Annotated in this window: 17 protein-coding genes and 1 pseudogene; 7 read left to right on the top strand and 11 right to left on the bottom strand. The window is 74.0% G+C overall.

Annotated features, from left to right (window positions below; genetic code table 11):
• Positions 1-45: 45 nt before the first annotated feature.
• From ACGFX4_RS29315 to ACGFX4_RS29300, 4 genes are all read right to left on the bottom strand, one after another.
• Positions 46-720 (bottom strand): hypothetical protein, encoded by a 675-nt coding sequence (locus tag ACGFX4_RS29315; RefSeq protein WP_393080507.1) that lies wholly within the window; start codon positions 718-720, stop codon positions 46-48.
• 128 nt (positions 721-848) lie between these two features.
• Positions 849-1,661 carry a class I SAM-dependent methyltransferase gene (locus ACGFX4_RS29310; RefSeq protein WP_393080504.1) on the bottom strand — a complete coding sequence of 271 codons (813 nt, stop codon included), beginning with the start codon at positions 1,659-1,661 and terminating at the stop codon, positions 849-851.
• 50 nt (positions 1,662-1,711) lie between these two features.
• Positions 1,712-1,936: a hypothetical protein gene (locus ACGFX4_RS29305; RefSeq protein ID WP_393080501.1), complete on the bottom strand. Its 225-nt coding sequence runs from the start codon at positions 1,934-1,936 to the stop codon at positions 1,712-1,714.
• Positions 1,937-1,992: 56 nt separating this feature from the next.
• On the bottom strand, positions 1,993-3,051 hold the full coding sequence (locus ACGFX4_RS29300) for a glucose 1-dehydrogenase (RefSeq protein WP_393080499.1): 1,059 nt from the start codon (positions 3,049-3,051) through the stop codon (positions 1,993-1,995).
• A gap of 153 nt (positions 3,052-3,204) precedes the next feature.
• Between ACGFX4_RS29300 and ACGFX4_RS29295 the strand changes: the two genes are divergently transcribed.
• The 3 genes from ACGFX4_RS29295 (at position 3,205) to ACGFX4_RS29285 (ending at position 6,472) form a co-directional block, all read left to right on the top strand.
• The gene (locus ACGFX4_RS29295) at positions 3,205-4,101 is read left to right on the top strand and encodes a LysR family transcriptional regulator (RefSeq protein ID WP_393080496.1); all 897 of its coding nucleotides are present in this window, start codon (positions 3,205-3,207) and stop codon (positions 4,099-4,101) included.
• A 126-nt stretch (positions 4,102-4,227) separates the two neighbouring features.
• The gene (locus ACGFX4_RS29290; protein ID WP_393080493.1) at positions 4,228-5,469 is read left to right on the top strand and encodes a PP2C family protein-serine/threonine phosphatase; all 1,242 of its coding nucleotides are present in this window, start codon (positions 4,228-4,230) and stop codon (positions 5,467-5,469) included.
• 160 nt (positions 5,470-5,629) lie between these two features.
• On the top strand, positions 5,630-6,472 hold the full coding sequence (locus ACGFX4_RS29285) for an alpha/beta fold hydrolase (protein WP_393080490.1): 843 nt from the start codon (positions 5,630-5,632) through the stop codon (positions 6,470-6,472).
• A 303-nt stretch (positions 6,473-6,775) separates the two neighbouring features.
• Here ACGFX4_RS29285 and ACGFX4_RS29280 read toward each other — a convergent pair whose 3' ends face one another.
• From ACGFX4_RS29280 to ACGFX4_RS29270, 3 genes and pseudogenes are all read right to left on the bottom strand, one after another.
• Positions 6,776-7,294, bottom strand: a complete 519-nt coding sequence (locus ACGFX4_RS29280; RefSeq protein ID WP_393080487.1) for a DUF6328 family protein — start codon at positions 7,292-7,294, stop codon at positions 6,776-6,778.
• A gap of 27 nt (positions 7,295-7,321) precedes the next feature.
• The gene (locus tag ACGFX4_RS29275; RefSeq protein WP_393080484.1) at positions 7,322-7,567 is read right to left on the bottom strand and encodes an amphi-Trp domain-containing protein; all 246 of its coding nucleotides are present in this window, start codon (positions 7,565-7,567) and stop codon (positions 7,322-7,324) included.
• 189 nt (positions 7,568-7,756) lie between these two features.
• Positions 7,757-7,870: pseudogene (locus ACGFX4_RS29270) on the bottom strand (nuclear transport factor 2 family protein); the annotation flags it as partial.
• A 423-nt stretch (positions 7,871-8,293) separates the two neighbouring features.
• Here ACGFX4_RS29270 and ACGFX4_RS29265 point away from each other — a divergent pair.
• Positions 8,294-8,941, top strand: a complete 648-nt coding sequence (locus ACGFX4_RS29265; protein WP_393080481.1) for a DUF4232 domain-containing protein — start codon at positions 8,294-8,296, stop codon at positions 8,939-8,941.
• 56 nt (positions 8,942-8,997) lie between these two features.
• Here ACGFX4_RS29265 and ACGFX4_RS29260 read toward each other — a convergent pair whose 3' ends face one another.
• The gene (locus ACGFX4_RS29260) at positions 8,998-10,428 is read right to left on the bottom strand and encodes a serine hydrolase domain-containing protein (RefSeq protein ID WP_393080478.1); all 1,431 of its coding nucleotides are present in this window, start codon (positions 10,426-10,428) and stop codon (positions 8,998-9,000) included.
• Positions 10,429-10,502: 74 nt separating this feature from the next.
• Positions 10,503-11,120, bottom strand: a complete 618-nt coding sequence (locus ACGFX4_RS29255; RefSeq protein WP_393080475.1) for an MBL fold metallo-hydrolase — start codon at positions 11,118-11,120, stop codon at positions 10,503-10,505.
• A 111-nt stretch (positions 11,121-11,231) separates the two neighbouring features.
• Here ACGFX4_RS29255 and ACGFX4_RS29250 point away from each other — a divergent pair, with 111 nt between their 5' ends.
• The 3 genes from ACGFX4_RS29250 (at position 11,232) to ACGFX4_RS29240 (ending at position 13,766) form a co-directional block, all read left to right on the top strand.
• The gene (locus ACGFX4_RS29250) at positions 11,232-11,819 is read left to right on the top strand and encodes a hypothetical protein (protein ID WP_393080472.1); all 588 of its coding nucleotides are present in this window, start codon (positions 11,232-11,234) and stop codon (positions 11,817-11,819) included.
• A 132-nt stretch (positions 11,820-11,951) separates the two neighbouring features.
• Positions 11,952-12,587, top strand: a complete 636-nt coding sequence (locus ACGFX4_RS29245; RefSeq protein ID WP_393080469.1) for a histidine phosphatase family protein — start codon at positions 11,952-11,954, stop codon at positions 12,585-12,587.
• A 36-nt stretch (positions 12,588-12,623) separates the two neighbouring features.
• Entirely contained in the window at positions 12,624-13,766 is a 1,143-nt protein-coding gene (locus ACGFX4_RS29240) for a hypothetical protein (RefSeq protein WP_393080467.1), read from the top strand.
• A gap of 47 nt (positions 13,767-13,813) precedes the next feature.
• Here the strand turns inward: ACGFX4_RS29240 and ACGFX4_RS29235 are convergent, their stop codons facing one another.
• Together ACGFX4_RS29235 and ACGFX4_RS29230 are read right to left on the bottom strand one after the other, a co-directional pair.
• Positions 13,814-15,565 (bottom strand): glycoside hydrolase family 35 protein, encoded by a 1,752-nt coding sequence (locus ACGFX4_RS29235; protein ID WP_393080465.1) that lies wholly within the window; start codon positions 15,563-15,565, stop codon positions 13,814-13,816.
• Between the two features lie 75 nt (positions 15,566-15,640).
• Positions 15,641-16,981, bottom strand: a complete 1,341-nt coding sequence (locus tag ACGFX4_RS29230) for an ABC transporter substrate-binding protein (protein WP_393080462.1) — start codon at positions 16,979-16,981, stop codon at positions 15,641-15,643.
• Between the last annotated feature and the right edge of the window lie 53 nt (positions 16,982-17,034).

Genomic DNA, 17,034 nt, shown 5'->3' with positions numbered 1-17,034 from the left:
TCCTGCGGTCCGGACCCCGCCCGGGCCGCCGCGCCGTCCCGGCCGTCAGAGCGCGTCGGTCGCCGCGGGTTCCCCCGTCAGGCCCGCGCGCACCAGCGCCCGGAGGACGGCCGGCGGGTCCAGCGGATCGCCGTCGCGGTCGGTCGCGCCCAGGCGTTCCAGCAGCGTCCGTGGCTCCAGCCGGTACGCCTCCGCGTCGGCCAGCAGGGTGGACGCGTCCTTCCCTCCGGCCGAGCCGTCCAGATGGCCCGTCAGCTCGTCCAGGACCTCGCCGCGCTCGATGAAGGAGCTCAGGCCGCAGTCCAGGCCGTCGTCGTCCAGGTCGTCCGGGTACGGCGCGCGGGCCCAGGTGCCGTTCTCGTACCAGTAGACGCAGCCGATCTCGTTCCCCTCGAGTCGGTAGCGCAGTTCCTCGTAGGGCAGCCAGTCCGGGCCGCCCGCCAGCACGTCGATCGCCGGCTCGTGCCACTTGACGCCGCTCGACTCGTCCTCGCCGTAGAGCACGAAGCAGCCGTCGCCCTCCCTCGACATGATCCACCAGGTGCAGCCGCAGTCGTCCCAGTGCAGGCCCTCGTCGTCGATCCACCGGCCGCTCCGGTGGACCGACGGGGTCTCCTCGTCCTCGCTGCTCGCCCCGAGCGCGGCGAGCAGCGCCCAGCGCGCCCACAGCTCCTCCGCCGGCGGAAGGTCCGACGGAAGTCCCGGTCGATGAACAGTCATGTGTGGCCCCCGTGCGATGCGCTGTGACGATGATCGACGCCACGATACGTGCCGCGACGGACATCACCGACCGCCCGGGGCACCCGGGTCCGTCCGCGGGCCACCGGCTCGCGCAGGCTCGTCGCGCCTCACGCCTTTTCGGCGCGGATCGAGTAGGTGAGGGGGGTCCGCGGTACGCCGTCCGGGTGGCGGTAGATCTGGCCGTCCCGGCTCTCCAGCGACTGCCGCTGCCGGTAGAAGGTGTGGTCGTGCTCGTGGAGGAACCGGATCCGCAGTCCGGCCGCGGCGATCGCCGAGACGACGGTCGCGAGGCTGTGCCGCCATTCGACGGTGTCGTTGTGCTCGGTCTGTGCCGTCTCGTCGGCGTAGGTGCCGGGGCCGCCGGAGGCTTCCGGGCCCTCGTCGAAGTAGTCGTGGGTGACCGTGCTCGCGGTCTCGTCGTCGAGGACGAAGCTGAAGGGGTGGAACTCCGCGAGGTAGAGGAACCCGCCGGGGGTGAGCAGTTCGGCGGCCACCGCCGCCCAGCGTCCGATGTCGGGAAGCCAGTTCAGCGCCCCGAAGCTGGCGTAGACGATGTCGAAGGTCTGCCCCCGGACGGCCGACACCGCGTCGTAGACGTCCGCGGTCAGGAACCGTGCGTCGAGGCCGAGTTCGGCCGCGAGTCGGGTGCCCGCCCCGGTCGCGGGCGCGGAGAAGTCCAGTCCGGTGACGGTGGCTCCGCGGGCCGCCCAGGAGAGCGTGTCCCGGCCGAAGTGGCACTGCAGGTGGATCAGGCTCTTGCCGCTGACGTCGCCGACCTCGGCCGTCTCGAAGTCCTTCAGCGAGTCGGGCCCGGCGCGCAGGCCGTCCACGTCGTAGAAGGCGCCGCCCAGGTGGATCGGCACCCGCTCGTCCCAGTACGCCTTGTTCAACTCCCGCCAACGGCCTGCTGGTTCGCCCATGGTTCTGGACGATAGCGGGTTCCCGGTTGAGGTGCCGGTGGTTCGGCGGGTCAGCGGTAGCGGTCGAGGCCGCCGGTGGTCGCCGCCTCGACGGTGACCTGTCCGGCCGGGTCGAGGGGGGTGAAGCGGCGGTGCCGGCAGGCCGCCGCGGTCTGCGCGTAGGCTTCCGCCTCGTGCCGGGCGGTCCTGCCGTGGGGGGACTCGACGACGAAGACGTGCTGTCCGTTCCGCCCTTCGGGCGTGCGGGTGGGAATGCTGACGAGCCATTGACTCATGGGTGTTCCTTGTTCTCTGCGCGGGGCGGTCCGGCGGGTCGGGCTGCCGGCGCCGGTCAGGGGTTCAGCTCGATGACGATCTTGACGTCGCTGCCGTCGGCGGGTTCGAAGGCGTCCAGGGCCTGTTTCAGCGGGAAGCGGCGGGTGATCAGCCGCTCCAGCCACCCGGGGCCGGCTTCGGCGAGGGCGTCGGCGGCCAGCAGGAAGTGCCGGCGGTTGGCGCTGACGGTGCGGAGGACGACTTCGTTCTCCAGCACGAGGCTGCGCCCGGCCGCGCCGGCGTCGAGCGGGACGGTGCGCACGCCCGCCGCGGAGCTGCCGATGAGGCAGACGGTGGCGGCCGGCTCGGCGGACTCGACGGCGTCGAGGGCGAGGGCGGCGTCGCCGGTGGCCTCGATGACGATGTCGGGGCGGAGCTTGGCGGCGACCTCGGTGAGCGGGGCGCAGTGGTGGGTGGCTCCGAGGCCGGCGACCAGCCGGGGCTTGACGCCGGTACCGACCTGGTCCAGGACGTGGACGTCCAGTCCGCGCTGCCGGCCGAGCAGCGCGGCGAGCAGGCCGGTGGGGCCGGCGCCGGCGACCAGCACGGTGCGGGGCTCGAACCACGCGCGGGCGGTCACCCGGTCGATCTGTTCCCAGGCCTTGGCGGCGACCGCGGCGGGTTCCAGCAGGACGCCGACGCTCTCCAGCCGGGGGTCGATCCGGACGGCGTGGTCGGCCTCGACGGTCCACAGCTGGGAGCCGTACCCGTGGCGGAGCTTGACGCCGCGTTCGGCGTAGCGGCCGGTGCGGCACATGTCGGACTCGCCGCGGGCGCAGGCGCCGCAGGGTTGCGGGTCGGGCTGGCGGGCCACGCCGACGACCAGGTCGCCGGGGTCGAATCCGCTGTCCTCCGGGGCGGCGGTGACCCGTCCGAGCGACTCGTGGCCGAGGACGAGCCGTTCCTCGCCGGCGGGCGCCCAGCCGTACGCACCGGAGACGATCTCGCGGTCGATGCCGCAGACGCCGACGGCCAGGCCCTCGACCAGCAGTTCGCCAGGACCGGGCTCGGGCTGCGGCACGGTGGTGACGGACAGGGAGTCGAGTTGTCCCGGGACGAGGGTGAGGGCGCGCAAGGCGTGGTCCTTCCGGATGCTTCTGGTTCCTTCTGTGGTGCTTTCTCCAGGTTCGTTCCGGGAGTGGCATTACTCAATCGGACCTCGGTCCCTGCTATTGATTAGCCCGGGTGATGAATGCGGGACGACGGCACGGCCGCGGCGGAGGTGCGCGTGGAACTGCGGCAGCTGCGGTGCTTCGTCGCCGCCGCCGAGCAGCTGAACTTCACCCGGGCGGCGCGCGAGCTGGGAATCGGCCAGTCCGCGCTGAGCCAGCAGATCGCCCGGCTGGAGGAGTCGCTCGGGGTGCGGCTCTTCGACCGCACCACCCGGGCGGTACGTCTGACGGCGGCGGGCCGGGAGTTCCTGCCGCCCGCCCGCGGCACGCTGCGCCAGGCCGAGGCGGCGGAGGCGGCGGCCCGGTCCACGGACGGCACGGTCAGCGGGCGGCTGGCGCTGGGCATGCCGGCCGGTCTGACCCGGGTCGACCTGCCGGCGCTGCTGGCCGGTTTCCAGGCCCTGCACCCCGAGGTCCAGCTGACCGCGCGCGCCCTGCGCTCCGAGCAGACCCTGCTCGACCTGCGGCGCGGGGTGATCGACCTCGGGCTGGTCCACCTGCGGGAGGGGGCGCCGCCGGCCGGCATCGGCGTCGAGCCGATCGTGACCGAGGACCTCGCCGCCCTCGTCCCCGCCGTGCACCCGCTCGCCCGGCGGCGCCGCATCACGGTCGAGGAGCTGGCGGCGGCGATGCCCACGGTCGAGTTCGTCGGCGGCTTCGAGCTGCGGGCCCTCGCCGACGAGGTGTTCGCCCGGGCGGGGGCCGAACGGCAGGTCGCGTTCGAGGTCACCCAGGGCGCCGCGCTCGCCGGGCTGGTGGCGGCCGGGCTGGGCACCGCCGTGGTCCCGGCCAGCATCGCCCCCGTGCTCGCCGGTATGGCGCACTGCGCGGTGCTCGGCCTCCCGGCGGGCACCGGCCGGCGGACGTACGCGCTGGCCTGGCCCGGCGAGCAGGCGGCGGCCTCGACGGCACGGGCGTTCCTGGGGTTCGTCCGGGCCCAGCCGGCGCTGTGAGGCCGGCCTGCGCTGCGAGCCCGGGAGACTGCGGCAGCACGCGCCGCCGCGACCCGGTCCTCGCTCCGGCGCGATGATGGGAAGACCGCCGGGGACCGCCGGCGGACGTCTGCGGAGGGCGGGCCCGTGCCGGTCGAGGACTCCGACCTCGGTGAGGTGCTGGCCGACGCGCTGGCCGCCTCCCACCGCCTCGCGCCGCGCGAGATCCCCGCGCTGGTGCAGGACGCGGGCCGACGCCTGGGACTGTCCGAGGCCCGGGTCTACGTCGCCGACGTGCAGCAGCACAACCTGGTCGCCCTGCCCACCCCCGGGCAGGCGCAGCTGATCGCCGAAGGCGCGGACGCCGAGCTGGAGACACTGCCGGTGGACGCCTCGCTCGCCGGGCGCGCGTACCGCACCGAGACGGCGCAGATCTCCTCGCCCGGGGATCCGGCGGGCACGGATCCGGCCGGCGCGCTGGGCTGGCTGCCGCTGGTCGACGGCATCGGGCGCCTCGGCGTGCTGCGGGTGACCGCCCCCGCGCTCGACCCGCCCCTGCAGCGGCGCGGTGAGGCCCTCGCCTCCCTCACCGCCATGATCATCGCGACCAGGCGGACCCACAGCGACGTCCTCGCCCAGACCGTGCGCAGCCGGCCGATGACGCTGCAGGCGGAACTGCTGTGGGCGTTCGTGCCGCCCCTCACCATCGGCGCCGCGTCGGTGACCTCCACCGCCCTGCTGGAGCCCGCGTACGAGGTCGGCGGTGACGCCTTCGACCACAGCCTGGCCGGCACCCGCCTCCACCTCACCCTGCTCGACGCCATGGGCCACGACCTCGCCTCCGGCGGCTGCAGCGCCGTCGCACTGGCCGCCTGCCGCTCCACCCGCCGGGCCGGCGGAAGCCTCACCGACATCGCCGACCGGATCGACCGCACCCTCGCCCAGTGGATCCCCGACCGCCTGCTCACCTGCCTCGTCGCCGACCTCGACACCACCACCGGCCGGCTCGACTGGATCAACTGCGGCCACCCGGCACCCCTGCTGATCCGCGGCCGCCGCATCGTGACCGACGCCCTGCTGCGCCCGCCGCACCTGCCGCTCGGCCTGAACGCCCCCGACCTGCCCGCGCCGCAGGTCCACACCGCCCAGCTCCAGCCCGGCGACCGCGTACTGATGTTCACCGACGGCGTCACCGAGGCCCGCGCCGCCGCCACCGGCGAGCTCTTCGGCGAGGAGCGCCTCGCCGACACCGTCGTCCGCGCCATGGCCGACGGCCTGCCCGCGCCGGAGGCCCTGCGCCGCCTCATCCAGCAGATCGTCCTCCACCAGGACCACCGGCTGCGCGACGACGCCACCGTCCTCCTCGCCGAGTGGCACCCCGCGCGCTGACGCCGTACGCACCGGGCGGCGGGCGCGCGACCGTGGCCGATTGCTTCACGCGCGAGCGATGAGTTTCGCCGGCGGATCCGGTCCGACCTGGTGTGACACCACCCATGACCGGCCTACCGGCCTCGACCTGCCCGACCCGCACCGTTCCTGTGGAGATCCGATGACCACCGTCCACGTCCGTGGGACCGCCCTCGGCATCGAGTCCTTCGGCGACGAGGACGCGCCGCTCGTCCTGCTCGCCGGCGGGACGACGATGCTCTCCTGGCCCGACGAGCTGTGCGAGCGCCTCGCCGCCGGCGGCCGCCGCGTGGTGCGCTACGACCTGCGCGACAGCGGGGAGTCGACGACGGCGGACCCCGAGGCGCCCGCCTACACCCTGCGCGACCTCGCCGCCGACGCGGCGGCCCTCGCCGACGCCCTCGGCGGGGGCCCGGCGCACCTCGCCGGCATCGGCGTCGGCGGCATGGTCGCCCAGGTGGCCGTGCTGGACCGTCCGGGCGCGTTCTCGGCGCTCACCGTGGTCGGCACCCGCCCGGTGGCGCCCGGACCGCCCGACGACGACCTCCCCGGCCACGACCCGGCGACGATGGGCCGGCTGTTCGCCCGCCCGATGCCCGACTGGTCCGACCGCGAGGCGGTCGCGGAGTTCGCCGCCACCGGCGCGGAGATCCTCGGCGACGACCCCGACGCCGCCCGCGCACTCGCCGGACGCGTCTGGGACCGTACGCCCGGCACCGCTCCCCCGGTCCAGACCGCCAACCAGCTGCGCATGGTGTTCTCCCGGCTCGACTGCGCGCCTCGCTGGCGCGAGCGGCTGCCCGGGATCGCGGTCCCCACGCTCGTCGTCCACGGCCGCCACGACCGGTTCTTCCCGGTCGGCAACGGCGAGGCGATCGCGCGCGAGATCCCCGGGGCCCGGCTGCTGGTCCTGGAGGAGGCCGCCACCGCACTCCCCCGGGCGGCGGCCGGCGAGGTCGCCGAGGCGATGCTCGCGCTGGGGTAGCGGCCGTCGGGTGCCGCGGAGGGAGTCCTGGAGATCGTTTCATGGACGGATCCCGGTCGGCCGGAAGACGATCTCCAGGGCTACGGCAGGCCCCACAAGGTCACGCGCGCTGTCCGTCGTGGCGAGCATCCTGCCGTCCGGGGAGAAGGCCGTCCCGACGCCGCGTCCACCGAGGCGCGCGGCGCTGAGCTCACGGACGGGCTGGAGCGTGCGTGTGTCGTTCAGGTACACGGTTCCGGTGCCGCCGGTGGTGGCCGGCAGGCTGCTGTCCGGCGAGAACAGCTCTCCGTCCGGTCGGTGCGGTCACTCCTGCGCACTGCTCCGCCTCCCCGCCCGGGCGCCCCGCCGCAGGACGTACCGGGGCAGCACCAGCCAGCCCACCGCGAACCAGGCGAGCGCCACCCCGGACAGCACCCACGCCACCGGCGACAGGTCGGTGGCGGTGCGCAGCAGGAGCAGCAGCGCGGCGCTGATGGTCAGGGCCAGCAGGACCAGCCCGGCGGAGATCAGCCGGCCGGCGACGCGGATGAGCTCCGGTTTCATGCCGTGGCCGGACAGGAAGCGGTGGAACGCGACCGGGGCGATCAGGGTGCCGGTGGCGAGGGCGCCGAGGAAGACGGTGGCCACGTAGAGGTGCTGGTCGAACGCGGGCAGCGTGCGGTAGCGGGGGGTGAAGACCACGCTGAGCAGGAAGCCGAAGAGGATCTGGGCGCCGGTCTGGCACACGCGGACCTCCTGGAGCATCTCGCCCCACAGGCGGTCGGCGCGTTCCTCGGGGGTCTCGTCGCGGCCGTCGGACGGGCGATCGGGGGGTGGTGACATGCGCCGGCTCCTGCTCGGGCCGGTGCGTCAGTCGTCGTCGCCGGGCTGGCCCGTGCGCCAGGACATCTCGATCTCCAGCTCGATCTCGCCGTCCTTCAGCTCGACCTCGAGTTCGGTGCGGAGCTCGTCGGGGATCCGGAGCGTCAGCTTTCCGGGTCCGAGGTCCAGCTCGGCCTGGCCGCCGCGGCGGATCGCGGCCGCCAGCGCCTCCAGCTGGTCGGCTGCCTCGGTGCGGGAGAGTGTGCGCTTCTGCTCGAACTCGAGATCGCTCACCGGTACCTCCGGAGGGGGCGGGCACAGCAGGTCGCTCCCATTCTTACGCCGGACCCGGCCCCCGGCCCGGCGGCCGCGCCGGGGCGACCGTGAAGCCTGGCGGCCGCGCCGGGGGGCGACCGTGAAGCCCGGCAGCCGCGCCGGGGGGCGACCGTGAAGCCCGGCAGCCGCGCCGGGGGGACGGGCCGCTCAGGGATGCCGGTGGTAGGCCTTGTTCGCGATGCGCCAGCCGTCCCCGGTCCGGACCAGCAGGAAGAGGTCGGTGAAGGTGTCGGGGCCGTGGCGCAGGGTCATGGTGGCGGTGGTGTGCGGTGTGGTCATGCGGTCCAGCGTTGCAGGCGCCGCGACTGCGACCCGCGGATACCTCGCAGAGCTGCCATGCGCCGGACGCGTACCTTCCGGCCCGCCGTCGGCCGCCGGAAGCACCACCCGGCGACGACACCGGTCGGTCCTGCGGACGCGCGGTCAAGGTCGTCCGGGTCACGGGTGTGTCCCGGCGGCCGGTGACGGCGTCGGCGGTGCGCGAAGACCGGGTGAGACGGCGTCAGGGCAGGTCGGAGGCCTGACGCGACGGCAGGTTCCGGGGGTGGTGACAGGCCGTCGTGTCACAGCACTGTCCTGGGGCCGGCCCGGGCGGAACGGTTCGTCCGGGCCGGCGGTCCTGCTCTTCGGAAACCCGCTCGCACCGAGCACCCGACACCACCGCCCCGCCCGGAGGAACACACCATGCGCGTCAGCAAGCTCGCCTTCGCCGCCCTGGCCGTTGCAGCCGCTCTCTCGCTGACCGCCTGCGAGGACGACGAGCCGGGCACCGCGCAGGGCGCCCCGGTCGCCACCCCGACGGGGTCCGCCACGGCCTCCCCCACCGGCGGCGGTCAGGGTTCGGGCGCCCCGGGCAAGGGCAGCGCGTCGCCCACCGCCGCGCCGACCGGCTCCACCGGTGGCGGGAAGGCCGCCCGGTGCCGGACCACGGACCTGACCATCACCGCCGCGGACCGCACCATCACCGGCGACGCCGAGAACACCGTCGTCGTCGAGCTGAAGAACCACAGCGGCAAGGACTGCACGCTCGCCGGGTACGCGGGCGTCGACCTGAAGACCACCGCGGGCACGATCTCCGCGAAGCGCTCCGGCGAGCCGGTCGTCTCGGGCGTCGTGGCGAACGGCAAGTCGACGTACTTCGGCATCAGCTACCCGGCCAACACCTCGGGCGGCACCGGCATCCGCATCACCGGCCTGGTGGTGACCCCGCCGGACGAGACCCAGCCGGTCACCCTGCCGTGGCCGGGCGCCGGCTCGCTCCCCGTCACCGAGGGCGGCGGCTCCCCGGTCAAGATCGGCCCGATGGGGAGCGCCGGCCAGGGCGGCCAGTGACAGCAGGTCTCCCGCGCCGGGGCCGGAGCGTCAGGCCGTGATCCGAAAGAGCGGGCCTATGCGACGTCGGGGCGCGTCATGAGCGGTGACCGCAGGTGCAGGTCCAGGTCGGGGCCGGTCAGGGGCACGGTGCTCCACGTCGCGCTCGCGGTCCCCGTGTCGGCGTCGACGGTCAGGCGGACCCGGTGCGGGGTGGTGATCACGTAGAGGTCGGCGACGAACCGCCGGCCCTGCCACGCCCCGGCCGCGACGACCGGCCGGCCCAGCGGGGAGCTCTCCCGCCATGCGCCGTGCCCGGCCTCGACGGCGAGGTGGGCACCCAGCCGGATCAGCCATCCGCCGTCGCAGGGTTCGACGACGACCGTGGTTGCGTCGGGCAGCGCCGAGCCCTCGGCGGAGGCGTCCAGGCGCGCTTCCACCGGGCGGGCCGGGCCGGGTGCGCCCGCTACCGGCGGCAGGGACAGCCGCCGCAGCCGCTCGGCGAGGGCCGCGTCGTCCTCGGGGCCTGCCGGGTGGCCGACGCCCGGCAGCAGGCACTCCCACAGGGCGTCGAGCACCTCCTGGGCCTCCCCCTGCCCGGTCACCGCGATCACGAGGTCGTGCGAGGGGACCACCACGCACTGCTGCCCGAACGCGCCGTGGCCGTGGTACCCGTGACGCGACATCCAGAACTGGTAGCCGTAGCCGCAGCAGAAGTCGGCGTCGTGCGAGCCGTCGTCCTTGTACGGCGCGCAGTCGACCTGCCACCCGGTCGCGAGCTCCACCCACTCGCGCGGGACGAGCTGCCGGTCGCCCCGGCGTCCGCCCCGGAGCAGCAGTTCGCCGAACGCGGCGACGGCCTCGGTCCTGAGGTGCAGTCCGTGGAATCCGAAGGCGGCGCCGCTCCCCACCCGGTCCCATTCGGCGTGGTCGATGCCCATCGGTTCGAAGAGCCGCTCGTCCAGGAATTCCGGGAGGCCGCGGCCGGTGACCCGTTCCACCATCCGGGCCAGGAGGAAGGTGGTCGCGTTGTCGTAGGTGTGCCGCGTTCCCTCGGAGGCGGCGAACGGCAGGCGCAGGAAGCCCTTCACCAGGTCGTCGGGTTCCAGGTGCCAGGCTGCGGCGAGGCTGTCCACGGGATGCCCGGCCGTCATGGACAGCAGGTGGTGGACGGTGATGCGGCCGCCCTGCTCCGAGACGTCGACCGGGACGTGCTCGGGCAGGACGTCCACCACCCGGTCGTCCAGCGCGAGCAGCCCGTCGGCGATCGCCAGGCCCACCGCGACCGAGGTGAACGACTTGGTCAACGAGTAGAGCAGGTGCGGCCGTTGTGCGGAGTACGGGGACCACCAGCCTTCGGCGACGACCTGCCCCCGGTGCACGACCATGATCGAGTGGCACTCGCCGGACCGCTCTTCGAGACGGTCCAGCCAGGCGGCGATCGCCCGGGACGACATCCCGGTGTCCGCCGGCGCCGAACGTGGCAGCAGAGTGCGCTGAGAAGGCATGCCGAACGTTCTAACAGACCCTCCGGCCACGGTCATCCGACTATTCGCCCCGCGCAGCTCGGGGCGGCCGGCTCCTACAGGTCCACCGACTCGCCGAGCGGGATGCGGGCGTAGGCGGTCCCCTTCTCCGCCTCCAGCCAGCCGTCGAAGTTGGCCATGCCGGTCTCGCTGAGGTTGACGTCGTGGATCGGGAACGTCCGGGCCGGACGCAGCGCACGGACGAGGCCGATGGCCTCGGCGAGCTTCAGCCAGGGCCCGGAGGCCGGTACCAGGAGGGTGTCGACCGGCTGCTCGGGGACGAACAGCGAGTCGCCGGGGTGGTAGACGCCGTCGACGACGAAGCCGATGTTCGGGCAGCCCGGCAGGCCGTCGATGATCTCGGCGTGCCGGCCGCCGACCGCGGTGACGCCGAACCCGGCGGCGGTGAAGCTCTCGCCGGGCGCGACGCCCGTGGCGCCGTCGCCGAGGGCGGCGGCGAGGTCGGGGTGGGTGTGGACGGTGAGCGCGGGGTCGAGCTCCCGGGCGGCGGCGAGCAGGTCGAGGTCGACGTGGTCGGCGTGCTCGTGGGTGATCAGGACGGCGGTGGCACCGGCCAGGGCCTCGGCGCCGGAGAAGACGCCGGGGTCGATGACGAGCACCCGGTCGCCGTCCTGGATGCGGACGCAGGCGTGGCCGTACTTGGTCAGACGCATGCGGCCAACCTATCCCCGCCCGCACCACCGGCGGGAGCGGACGGCCGCACCCGGTGCCGCCGGCGGTGTCCCGCCGCGGCTCCCGGCCGGTCGTGCGGCATGCTTGACCGCGTGTACGAGGACTTCCTGCCGGACGAGGCCCAGCTGCGGGCGGCGCACGCCGCGCTGGGGTTGGCGGTGCCCGCCGAGATCGAGCACCGCGACGAGGGCAGGCGGCTGGCCGCGCTCTCCGCGCACCTGCAGCGCGCGATGACCAGCTCGACCTACAACCTGGTCAACTGCACGGGGCCGGACGCGGCGGGCTCGGCCCGCCGGGCGGGTGCGGTGATGCCGCACGGCTGGCCGCTGCCGGAGGACAACTGGCGTGCGGCGCGGGTGGAGATGACGTTCACCAGGAGCCGCTTCACCCGCCTGATCCACACCGACGAGAACGCCGGACCCGCCGCCGACCGGACCCCCGGCCGCGTCCCGTGGACGGACCCGCGCGAGGAGGACGTCGAGCTGGAGGCCCACGCGGTCGGCGCGGAGGCGGCACTCGACGTGGCCACCGACCTGGTCGACCTGCGCCTGGACCCCGGCAACCCCGAGCTGGTCGCGGCCGCCCTGCACACCCTCACCGAGCACCTGGGCACCCTGGCGAGCGTCCACCGGGCGCTGCTCGCCCACCACGGCCGTACCGTCACCAACCGCCCGGACTGAACGCGCCGTCAGCGGGCGAGGCGGCCCAGCCCCGGCAGGTCGGCGAGGGTCTCGCGGAGGCGGGGGCGAGGTCGACCTCCCGGCGTCCAGCCAGGACATACCCGAACCCGAGCCGCCCGGAGGACCACTGCCATGACCGTGAACACCGCCGCGAGCGCCACCCGTCACCTGTACCTGGTCCGCCACGGCGAGGCACTGCCGGACGAGAGCGGCCTGTCGGAGCGCGGCCGGCGCCAGGCCGAGCTGCTGGGCCGCCGGCTGGCGGGCCGTCCGATCCGGGTGCTGCACCACGGGCCGCTCCCCCGCGCGACACAGACCGCCGAACTGATCGCCGGGCAACTCACCGGCGTCGAGGTCCGGGCCGAGGAGTGCGCCGGCGACTACGTGCCGTACGTCCCGGCACGGGACGAGCTGCCGCCGGACTGCGCCGACCACCTGCTGCGCTTCCTCTCCTCCGCCACGGACGAGGAGCGCGAGCGCGGGCCGGAGCTGGCCCGCGAGGCCGTCGCCCGCTTCACCGGCCCGGCACCGGGCGGCACGGACCGTCACGAGCTGGTGGTGACGCACAACTTCCTGATCGGCTGGCTGGTGCGGCACGCCCTGGACGCACCGCCGTGGCGCTGGCTCGGCCTCAACCACGCCAACGCCGCACTGACCGTGCTGCGCTACGCACCGGGCCGCCCGACGACGGTCGCGCTCCTCAACGACCTGGGCCACCTGCCCGACGACCTGCGGTGGACCGGCTTCCCGCCGGAGCTGCACCTGTGAGTGGTCGGTGCACGTCCGGCCGGTAAAGTCGCGATCATGACATCGAACCTGACCCGCCGGAACCTGATACGCGGCGGCACCGGCCTCGCCGCCGGCACCGTCGCCGCCCTCGCGCTGCCCGGCGCCGGCACCGTCGCCGAGGCGGCCGGCTCCAACCCGGCGAACGTCCCGACCGGAACGGCCCTGATCGACGTCTCGAACGGCTCGACCCGCTGGCTGGCCGGCGTCGGCAACCAGGACTCCTCCACCACCCTGCAGGGCATCGCCTTCGACTCGGTCAACAAGCACCTCTACACGCTGCAGATCGCGGGCCTGAGCCAGGTCGCCTACCTCCGGTCGGGGAGCCAGGTCGCGGTCACCCAGGCGATCGGCGGCGACGACCATGCCGAGTCCGGCGACCTGTGCCTGACCCGGCACGACCTGACCACCGGCGCGGTCACCGGCTTCATGTACCTGCTGGGTTTCGGCCACGGCGTCTCGCTCGGCATCGAGCCGGCGAACGGCAGCGCCCCGGCGCAGGTCTGGACCGAGGCCGGGGCGGGAAAGAGCGGCTACGGCCAGGAGGTCGTCCGCTTCCCGTTCACCGACCAGGGCGTGCTGTGGACCAGCCACCCGGCCGTCCGGCGCTTCGGCTCCCCGGACCCGGCGGCGACCTCGATGACGCCGTCCGTGGACGTAGACCACAACCTCCTGGTGATCCGCTACGCGCTGGGCTCGGCGCACTGGTTCGCGGCCTACGACCTGGCCGCCACCGTGGCGACCGCCGGCGCCGACACCCTGCCAGCGCCGCTGGCCCGGATCCAGCAGCCGCCGCTGTACAAGTACAAGGCGGACGGCACCCCCGACCCGAACACCCCGGCGACGTTCCAGGGGTTCACCTCGTACGGCCAGTACGTCTACATTCTCGACGGCGACCCGCGCGTCACCACCCCCTCGGCGACGCTCACCGGCGTCGACAAGTACGCGATCCACACCACCTCCTTCGACCTGAACGGCACGGGCAACCTGCCCGCGACCGGCTACATCAAGTCCACCCACTCCGAGGCCGACGCCGCCGCCGACCCCCGCGAGCCGGAAGGCATGGCGATCTACACCGGCGGCGGCGCGCCCCGGCTGTGCTTCGGCATCACCAACAATGCGGGCAGCACCCGCCAGTTCGACCTGTACTACAAGGTCTGACCCGCTGACGGCCGCGCCCCTCGCACGGAGGAGCGCGGCCGGTTCGGCTACTCCTCGGTCGGGCCGAGGTCGGGGCGGTCGCGGAGTTCGACGGTGCGGGCGGGGCCGGTGGCGTGGAGTTCCAGGACGGTGATCTCGTTCGGCCCCGGGCGCAGGACGGGGCCGGGGAGGTGGAGCGAGCGCTGCGGGCCGCGCGACCAGTGGCGGCCGAGGTGGAAGCCGTTGACCCAGACGTTGCCCTTGGTCCAGCCGGGCAGGTGGACGAAGGTGTCGGCGGGCTCGGCGACCTCGAAGGTGCCGCGGTGGAAGGCGGGGCCGACGACCGGCCCCTCGCCCGCGCCGAAGCCGATCTCGTCGAGGGTGCGCAGGGTGAGCGGCAGGTTGGTCCACCCGGTCAGCTCGACGCCGTTGACCAGTACCCGGCCGAGCAGGCCCTTGCGGTCGTGCAGTCCCTGCCCGTAGTTGACCCGGCCCTGGTTCTCGACCAGGACGCGCAGCACGCTGCCGGCCCGCGGCACGGTGAACGCGAGGGCCCGCTCGTGCCGTTCGCGTTCGAGGACGCCGACCGGCTGTCCGTCGACGAAGACCTGGGCCCGGTCGCGGACGTCCTCGAGTTCGAGCACCGCCGGTCCGGCGCCGGGCAGGATCGCCTTGTACAGCACGTACCCGAAGTCCTGCTGCAACTGCTCCATGGCGAGCGGCCGTTCGGAGGGCACGGGGGTGCCGAGCACCGGCAGGTTGCCGAACAGCGGCGCGCTCTCGATCAGCGGCACCGTGATGCCGCCGAGCTTCGGCGACGGCTGCGGCACCGGCTCCTCCGGCACGGGCGCGTACTTGGCGATCACCTCGCGGAAGGCGTGGTACTTGGCCGTCGGGTCGCCGGCCTCGTCGAGCGGGGCGTCGTAGTCGTAGGAGCCGACGGTGGGCCGGTAGGTGTGCTTGTCGTTGGCGCCGTTGGTGAAGCCGTAGCTGGTGCCGCCGTGGAACATGTACAGGTTGACCGAGGCGCCGGTGGCCAGCAGCTCGTCCAACTCCTGTGCGGCCGCTGCCGGTTCGCGGACGACGTGGTGGCCGCCCCAGCGGTCGAACCAGCCGATCCAGAACTCGGTGCACATCAGTGGCCCGTCCGGCTGGTGCGCGCGCAGGGTGGCGAGGCCCTGGCGGGCGCGGCTGCCGAAGTTGGCGGTGGCGAGGACGCCGGGCAGGCTGCCGCGGGCCAGGTCGGCGGGCTGGTCGCAGGTGAACAGCGGGACGTCGACGCCGTGGCGGCGCAGCAGCTCGGCGAGGTGGTGGAGGTGCGCCCACTCGTCGCTGTACGCGCCGAACTCGTTCTCCACCTGGACGGCGATCACCGGTCCGCCGCGGGTGGCGAGGCGGTCGAGCAGCGGCGGCAGGAGCTGCTCGAAGTAGCCCTCGACGGCGCTGAGGTAGGCGGGGTGCTGGCTGCGCAGCCGGATGTCGGGGTCGGTGAGCAGCCAGGACGGCAGGCCGCCGCCCTCCCATTCGGCGCAGATGTACGGGCCGGGGCGGAGCAGGACGTGCAGGCCCTCGGCGGCGGCGAGGTCGAGGAAGGCGGGCAGGTCGAGCCCGGCGTCGAGCCGGAAGACGTCGGGCCTGGGCTGGTGGAGGTTCCACGGCACGTACGTCTCGACCGTGTTGAGTCCCATCAGCCGGGCCTTGCGCAGCCGGTCGGCCCACTGGTCGGGGTGGACGCGGAAGTAGTGCAGGCCCCCGGAGATGATCCGGAAGGGTTCGCCGTCGAGGGTGAAGTCGTCGCCGTCGATCGCGAGTACGGGCATGGTGGTGCTGCTCCTGGGGGGGTGTGGGAGGCGGGGCCGGCGCCCGCCCGGTGGGAGCGGGCGCCGGCCTGCGGGTCACGGGGTGGTGACCTTGAAGCCCTGCTGGGTGCCGTAGTCGGTGATGCGCTTCTGCCAGGCGGTCAGGCCGGCGTTGACGTCGGTGCCGGCGCCGAGGGCCTGGCCGACGGTGTCCTTGAAGACGGAGTTGGCGTAGACCTGGTAGGGCAGGTACTGCCAGCCCTTGCCGACGGCGGCCGAGGAGGCGGCGAAGACCTGGTTGGCGGGCTGGCCGCCGAGCGAGGTGAGCGGCTTGTCGAGGAAGGCCGGGTCCTTGAGCAGCTCGGTGGTGGCGGGGAAGAGGCCGTTCTCGTTGAGCGAGCGGACGGCCTGCGGGTCGGAGTTGAGCCAGATCGCGAACGCGGCGGCGGCGGCCTTGTTCTTGCTGGTGGACGGCACGGCGACGGCCGAACCGCCGTTCTCCGCGGAGACGTTGTCGCCGGCGGTCCACTGCGGCATCGGGGCGGCGCGCCAGTCCTTGGCGGTGTCGGGGATGGTGGAGGCGATGTTGCCGGGCGCCCAGGCGCCGGTCAGCCACATCGCGTACTGGCCGCTGCCCATGCCCTGCCACCACTCGTTGGTCCAGCCGGGGGCGGGGTCGACGAGCTTGCGGGAGAGCAGGGAGGTCCACAGGTCGGCGGTCTTCTTCGCGCCGGCGTCCTGCAGGTTCACGGCGACGGTGGTGGCGTCCTTCTGCTGGAAGGGGCGGCTGCCGGCCTGCCACATCAGGCTGTCCAGGCCGCCGGCGTCGCCGGGGTCGATGGAGGTGATGAAGCGCTTCGGGTCGGACTCCTTGATCTTGACCGCGACCTGCTCGAACTCGGCCCAGGTCTTCGGGGGTTCGAGCTTCAGCTCGTCGAAGAGCTTCTTGTTGTAGAACATCGCCATCGGGCCGGTGTCCTGCGGGACGGCCCAGACGCCGTCGGCGACGGCGACCTGCGACCAGGCGGAGGCGGTGAACTTCGGCTCCAGCGCGGCGGCGCCGAAGTCCTTCAGGTTGACCAGCCGCTTGGAGAGGGCGAACTCGGGCAGCGCGAAGTACTCGATCTGGGCGACGTCGGGGCCGCCGGTGCCGGCCTTGATGGCGGTCTGCAGCTTGGTGTACTCGGTCGCGGACTGGCCGGCGTTGACGATGTTGACCTTGATCTTGGGGTACTTCTGCTCGAACAGCGCGACGGTCTTGTCGAGGCCGGGTGCCCAGGTCCAGAAGGTCAGGGTGGTGGGGGTGTCCAGCGCGGCGGCCGGATCGGTGGAGGGCGCCGCGGAGGGGCCGGAGGAGCCGCACGCGGTGAGGCCGAGGGCCAGCGCGGCCGCCGGGACCAGCGCGAGGAGTCTGCGGCGGGGGCGGACAGGGATCATGGCGGTTTCCTTGCTGTGGTGGAGGGTTGGGCCGGACGGACGGCCGGCGGCCG

This window comes from Kitasatospora sp. NPDC048365 (genome assembly GCF_043200835.1).
In the GTDB taxonomy this organism is placed as follows: Bacteria; Actinomycetota; Actinomycetes; order Streptomycetales; family Streptomycetaceae; genus Kitasatospora; species Kitasatospora terrestris.
This window is presented reverse-complemented; position numbering and strand designations above follow the sequence as displayed.